The sequence below is a fragment of the Mesorhizobium sp. M8A.F.Ca.ET.021.01.1.1 genome, from assembly GCF_003998025.1.
In the GTDB taxonomy this organism is placed as follows: Bacteria; Pseudomonadota; Alphaproteobacteria; order Rhizobiales; family Rhizobiaceae; genus Mesorhizobium.
Map to the genome: position 1 here is coordinate 1 of NZ_RZSJ01000386.1, position 6,017 is coordinate 6,017.

Annotated in this window: 6 protein-coding genes; 4 read left to right on the forward strand and 2 right to left on the reverse strand. The window is 60.0% G+C overall.

The window, feature by feature from the left end; genetic code table 11:
• The 4 genes from EOA36_RS24605 to EOA36_RS24620 form a co-directional block, all read left to right on the forward strand.
• On the forward strand, positions 1 to 1,356 hold a 1,356-nt coding region (locus EOA36_RS24605), incomplete at its 5' end, for a glycine cleavage T C-terminal barrel domain-containing protein (RefSeq protein ID WP_281040078.1).
• Positions 1,357 to 1,369: 13 nt separating this feature from the next.
• Positions 1,370 to 2,923: a trimethylamine methyltransferase family protein gene (locus tag EOA36_RS24610; RefSeq protein WP_127279788.1), complete on the forward strand. Its 1,554-nt coding sequence runs from the start codon at positions 1,370 to 1,372 to the stop codon at positions 2,921 to 2,923.
• An 89-nt stretch (positions 2,924 to 3,012) separates the two neighbouring features.
• A complete protein-coding gene (locus EOA36_RS24615; protein WP_127279789.1) occupies positions 3,013 to 3,768 on the forward strand; it encodes a DUF4239 domain-containing protein in 756 nt (251 codons plus the stop codon).
• A gap of 55 nt (positions 3,769 to 3,823) precedes the next feature.
• The gene (locus EOA36_RS24620; protein ID WP_127279791.1) at positions 3,824 to 4,138 is read left to right on the forward strand and encodes a hypothetical protein; all 315 of its coding nucleotides are present in this window, start codon (positions 3,824 to 3,826) and stop codon (positions 4,136 to 4,138) included.
• Between the two features lie 229 nt (positions 4,139 to 4,367).
• On the opposite strand, the gene EOA36_RS24630 is transcribed toward EOA36_RS24620, so the two are convergent.
• Both EOA36_RS24630 and EOA36_RS24635 read right to left on the reverse strand, forming a co-directional pair.
• On the reverse strand, positions 4,368 to 5,759 hold the full coding sequence (locus EOA36_RS24630) for a hypothetical protein (RefSeq protein ID WP_127279790.1): 1,392 nt from the start codon (positions 5,757 to 5,759) through the stop codon (positions 4,368 to 4,370).
• A gap of 12 nt (positions 5,760 to 5,771) precedes the next feature.
• On the reverse strand, positions 5,772 to 6,017 hold a 246-nt coding region (locus tag EOA36_RS24635), incomplete at its 5' end, for a hypothetical protein (RefSeq protein ID WP_145969289.1).

Sequence of the window (6,017 nt, forward strand, 5' to 3'; positions counted from 1 at the left end):
AGCCAGGGCGGCGGCGTCGGCAAGTCGCTGGCCGAATGGATGATTTATGGCGAGCCGCAGGCCGACATCTTCGGCATGGACATCGCCCGCTATGGCGCCTTCGCCGCCAACCGCGAATATCTCAGGCAGACGACGCGCCAGTTCTATTCACGCCGCTTCGTCATGACCTTTCCCAATGAGCGATTGCCGGCGGGCCGGCCACTGAAACGCCCCGGCGCCTATGACGGGATGGCTGCTGCCGGCTGCGAATGGACGGCCTCCTGGGGGCTGGAAATCCCGGCCTATTTCGCGCCGATGGGCTTTCGCGAGAACACGACGCTCAAGCGCTCCAACGCCTTCGACCTCGTCGGCGACGAAGCGCTGCAGGTGCGCCGTGCCGCCGGCCTCATCGATATCTCGGCCTATTCGCGCTACGCGATTTCAGGGCCGGGCGCCGAGGCGTGGCTCGACCGGCTGCTGGCCTGCCGGCTGCCGAAAGCCGGCCAGGCGCGGCTGGCGCCGATGCTCGGGCCGGACGGGCGGTTGAAGGGCGATCTCACCGTCATCAACTGGGGCGGCGGCGACTATTGGCTGATGGGCTCCTATTATCTCCGGGAGTTCCACCTGCGCTGGTTCGAGAGACAGGCGCGAGAGGGCGTCACGGTCACCGACATTTCGGATGTGACGAGCGGATTCCTGCTGACCGGACCGAATGCGCGCAAGATCCTGGAGCGCACGACGCATCAGGACGTGTCGGGTAAGGCGCTGCCGTTAATGGCCTGCGGCGCGTTCGATGTCGGCATGGTGCACGCGCGGGTTGCCCGTCTCTCCATCGCCGGCGAACTCGGCTTCGAGATCAGCTGCCCCGTGACCATGCACGCCACATTGCGCGAGACTTTGCTTGCCGCCGGCGAGGACCTCGGCCTGGCCGAAATCGGCTATTACGCGCTCAACGCGCTGCGGCTGGAGAAGAGCTTCGGCATCTGGTCGCGCGAATTCACGCAGGGCTACACGCCCGGCCAGACCGGGCTCGATCGCTTCATCGCCTTCGACAAGGGCGATTTCGTCGGCCGCGAGGCGGCGCTGAAGGAACGAGACGCCGGCGCCGCGCAGCGGATCGTGACGCTGGAGATCGACGCCGTCGATGCCGATGCCAGCGGCTTCGAGCCGGTCTGGCATGGCGGCCGGCGCGTCGGCTTCGTCACCTCCGGCGGATTTGGCTACACGATCGGCAAGAGCGCCGCGCTGGCGTTGGTGGACGACGATTTCGCCGGGGAGGGGACGGCGCTTTCGGTACACATTGTCGGCGTCGAACGGCCTGCGCGGGTCATCTCTGCCTCGCCCTATGATCCCCAGGGCAAGGCGATGCGGCAATGAGGAGGAACTTCCGATGATCGATGAGGCGGCACGAGACAGCAGGCGCGAACGCCGGCGCGGACGCACCGGCGAGGCGGGCAGCGAATCCAGCCGCAAGCCCAATTACCGGTCGCTGAAGAACCCGTTCCTGCCGCAGCCGATCTTTTCCGACGACCAGGTGGCGTCGATCCACGATACGGCGCTGCGGGTGCTGGAAGAGCTCGGCATCAAGGTGCTGCTGCCGCAGGCGCGCGAAGTGCTCGCCCGCGCCGGCGCGCTGGTCGATCCCGAGACCGACATGGTGCGCATCGGCCGCGACATGGTGATGGCAGCCTTGGCCTCGGCGCCGCGATCGATCCACGCCAATGCAGGCGCGCGTGCTCGCGATCTGTTGCTCGAACTGGGTTCGATGACATTCCTGGCGGGCTCCGGCGCGCCCAATGTCACCGATCTCGACCGCGGCCGGCGACCCGGAACGCTGGTCGCTTTCGAGGAGCTCATCAAGCTGGTGCAGCATTTCGATGTCCTGCACATGCTGGGGCCGTGCATCGAGCCGCAGGACATCGACAACCGTTTTCGCCACTATGCCGTCAACCGGGCGCAGCTGACCCTGTCGGACAAATTCCCGTTCGTGTTCGCACGCGGCACGCCGCAGGTCGATGACAGTTTCGAGATGATCAGGCTGGCTCGCGGGCTGTCCGAAGACGAGTTCCGCTCGGGCGCGCATTGCTACACCGTCATCAACACCAACTCGCCGCGCCAGCTCGATATCCCGATGGCGCAAGGCATCATCGATTTCGCCAAGGCGGGGCAGGTGCTGATCATCACGCCGTTCTGCCTGGCCGGTGCGATGGCGCCGATCACGGTGGCCGGCGCCCTGACGCTGCAGCATGCCGAAGCGCTGGCCGGGCTGACGCTGGCGCAGATCGTGCGGCCGGGCGCGCCGGTGGTCTACGGTTCCTTCTCCTCCAATGTCGACATGAAATCGGGCGCGCCGGCCTTCGGCACGCCGGAGCACGTCAAGGCCACACTGGGCGCGGGCCAACTGGCGCGCTTCACCGGTCTGCCATGGCGCTCGGGCGGCGGCAGCGCGGCCAACATTTCGGACGCGCAGGCGGCGCACGAGACGCAGTTCGCGCTTTGGGGCTCGGTGCTGTCGGGCGCCACCGTCTGCATCCATGCCGCCGGCTGGCTGGAAGGGGGCTTGAGTGTTTCCCTGGAAAAGCTGGTTACCGATATCGAGGCGCTGCAGACGGTCGCCGAACTCTGCGCCGCGACGCCCGGCGACGACGACGCGATTGGCTTCGAGGCGATCGCCGAAGTGCAGCCGGGCGGCCACTTTTTCTCGGCTGGCCATACGATGGCGCGCTACCGCACCGCCTTCTATGAACCGCTGGTGGCCGACTGGTCGAATTTCGGCAACTGGACGCAAAGCGGTTCGAAGAACGCCACCGAACGCGCCACCGGCATCTGGAAACGCATCCTTGCCGATTTCGAGCCGCCCGCCTCGGCCGCCGCCACGTCAGGCGTGCTCGACGCGTTCATCGCCCGGCGCACCGAAGAGGGTGGAGCGGCACCGGTTTCCTGAAGGCCGGCAAACGCGCACCAAGAGGTCTGAAGCTGGCTCAATTCCAGCAGCCATTGGCAATCCGCGCGTCTCGTGCAGAAATGAGCGGCATGCGCGAAGCTTTGATCGCAACGGTGATCTTCCTGTGCCTGGCGGGGGCAGCTTTCGCCGCCATGGCCGTGTGGCCCAGGATGCCGGTCAGGCATCGCGACGACGATACGAATGCAGTGGTCCGGCTCGCCGCCAACCTGTTCGGAGTGATGACCTCGCTGATGCTTGGGCTGATGATCAACTCGGCCAAGAACACCTTCGAATCGATCGATCACAATGTGCATGCCTATGCGACGGAGCTGATCCTGCTCGACAGGACCTTGCGCCAGTACGGACCGCAAACCGAAACGGTGCGCCAGCCGCTGGTTGCCTATGTGCAGGGGGTGGTGGCCGATGCCATGCAGGGCGACGAGACGCCTGCCGCCGGCAACGAGCTGTCCGAACATCTGTTGACGGAGATCGGCACGCGGCTGAGCGCGCTGCCGCCGGCCGACGCGGCGCGCGCCTCCGTCTTGCAGGACGCCCGTCAGCGCCTGCAGAAAGTGCTGGAATTGCGCTGGGTGCTGATCGAGCAGTCGGAGGGCACGATCCCCTGGCCGCTGATCGTCATGCTGGTTACGTGGCTGGCGCTGATCTTCGCCAGTTTCGGGTTCAGGGCGCCGAGGAATGCGATCACTGCCGCGACCTTCATGGTCTCGGCCGCGCTGATTGCCGGGGCGATCTACCTGATCCTGGACATGGATGTGGCGTTCTCCGGCCCGATCCAGATTTCGTCGGCGCCGCTGGAGCGGGCCTTGGCGGAATTGCAGCGATGATGCGGAACCGGCGGCATTCCCCAGACATTCATGGGGATGGCCAATGGAGGACGACATGGGTTTCGACCAGTATCACGAACCGCCGGAAGAACTGTCGCAGCAAGTGCGCACCTTCGCCCGCATGATCGCCTCGCTGATCGAGGAGGCGGAAGCGATCGGCTGGTACGAACAGCGCATGTCGGTGGAGAAAAACCCGCAGGCCAAGGCGATCATGAAGGACGCGCAGAGCGAGGAGTTCAAGCATTTCGGCATGGACCTCGAATTCCTGCTGCGCCAGAAGGCGGACTGGCGCGCGGAACTGAAGGAAATCCTGTTCACGACGGGGGATATCGTGAAGGCCGGTGAGCGGGGCGAGAAGAAGGTGGATTGAACGGCCAGATCCAGCGACTACGAATTACTCAACTCGACGACGGCCGGGGACGGCTATCTCCTGCCGGTGCTGGCCCGGTGTTTGTCTGCGTACCGTGGTGGCGGCGGGCCTGAGCGGCTTCTACGTCCAGTTCTTCAACGGCCTGATCATCATCGTGTCGCTACTCGGGCATAAGTGGAACCAGGCAACGTACAGGTAAGAGGTTGCTGCCGTGGCTTGGCGTCTGGCATTACAAAGAAATTTTCGTGCTTGCAGATATAAGTACGTTCTTCGAAACGAATTGAATTAACTCTATATAGTTATATAATAAATCTGCTTCCTTTGAGAAAGGAAGGAGGATATTTCTGTCTTCTTCGTTAAATTCGTTCTTCGTATGAACAATTTTGCATCTTATGTCATATATCAGATCGGAAACTTCATTTCTCAGGTCGGCATCCTTGTTCGCCAACGCCAGCTTATGTGATGTCAGGCTGGGCTGCCTCGACGAAAAAAACTGTCTTTTTTCTTCGGTTTCGCAGACGAATTCTCGCAACGTGTCTGGATCAAGGCACTCTTGTAGGGTCGCGCGTAACTGTCCCCTTTCATCACCAAATGAGCCGCTTCTTGTCATTTTTATCGCAGAAAGCAATTTTCCAATGTCTGCGTCCCTATCAGCCCTAAAAGTAGGATTCTTCAGGACGACGGATAATCTCCGTGTGGCTTCCCTTTGTGAGTAGGTTGGAAAATAGTACTCTAGAATTTGATAAAAGGCTAAGAATTGCAAAAGCGGCATGCCGCGCGCACTTCTGGCGTACCAATATAAAGACATCGGAGCGCTGTCGTATTCGTGATTTGGAAAACTTAATGGTTGTCGTTTTGTAGATAAATTTGATCGCCGACCGGGAAGCGGTCGAATTCTCTCTTTTTCTAGAGAAATGGGTATTGAGTATATTAGGTCTATCTCAAAAAAGAAAGAATTTGCCACTCTTTCGAGCAGCTCCACAGCCTTGTCGTGCGTTTTTACGTTGGTGTTGATCAGCTTCAAGCTAAGTCTGCGATCTCGACCTGAGGCGCGATTCATTACGCTTAGCGCATCAGATACTGGGCCAAAATTAAGTGTGATTCCATTGTCGCTATCAGCAACTATCTCCTTCATGTTGCCGGTCTGAGCTGCCTCAGAAAAGTAATCAATCTCAAATAGCCGTCTATATAGGCCAGCCGTTCCAACAGGATGCAAACTTTTTACCAGAGCTTCGATTGTGCCCAATTCATAAGAGCAAATAGCAGCATAAGGTCCAATGTACGTATATTTTTCGAAGTTTATGCCAAGTATTCTCCTAATGGAGTCTAAGCCTGAAAATGATTTTTTCCGCTTATCTCGGCCGTTTGGAAAGGATACAAGTACATATTTATCTCCATCGAAAATTTCTTCCTGATATGTTTTAAGCTCCGCTGGTATTCCTGCTTTTATGCATCTTTGAATAAGGGCTTCTCTCGCGGTTTCTATCTCTCCGGAGTTATTTGATTCGACGATCAAATCTTCGTCTAGGTACGTATCGTCAACAACTTCTAAGTTAACTTCTTCCGCATCGCGTGACAGAGGTTCTTGACTATCCTGTTCATTCTTCTCCGACGCCGCCATGATTTTCCTCCCTCAAACCCCAGTAACAAACCCGTCCAGCACGCGTTTCTGGCCAGCTTTGTCGAAGTCGATGGTCAGCTTGTTGCCTTCGATGGCTGCGATGTTGCCGTTGCCGAATTTCTGGTGGAAGACGCGGTCGCCGACGCTGAAGGCCGACGGCGTGTCGGAGACGGATTTGGCGACCAGTTCGCCGTCGATGGTGCCGCCCTTTACGCTGGTGCGGCCGGCGCCGTAGCCGGAGTCTGTCTCGCCATAGCC

What these genes read in the sequence shown, in the direction of transcription:
- EOA36_RS24620 (WP_127279791.1), top strand. Translation starts at nt 3,824, where the DNA reads ATGGGTTTCGACCAGTATCACGAACCGCCGGAAGAACTGTCGCAGCAA.
- EOA36_RS24610 (WP_127279788.1), top strand. Translation starts at nt 1,370, where the DNA reads ATGATCGATGAGGCGGCACGAGACAGCAGGCGCGAACGCCGGCGCGGA.
- EOA36_RS24630 (WP_127279790.1), bottom strand. Translation starts at nt 5,759, where the DNA reads ATGGCGGCGTCGGAGAAGAATGAACAGGATAGTCAAGAACCTCTGTCA.
- EOA36_RS24615 (WP_127279789.1), top strand. Translation starts at nt 3,013, where the DNA reads ATGCGCGAAGCTTTGATCGCAACGGTGATCTTCCTGTGCCTGGCGGGG.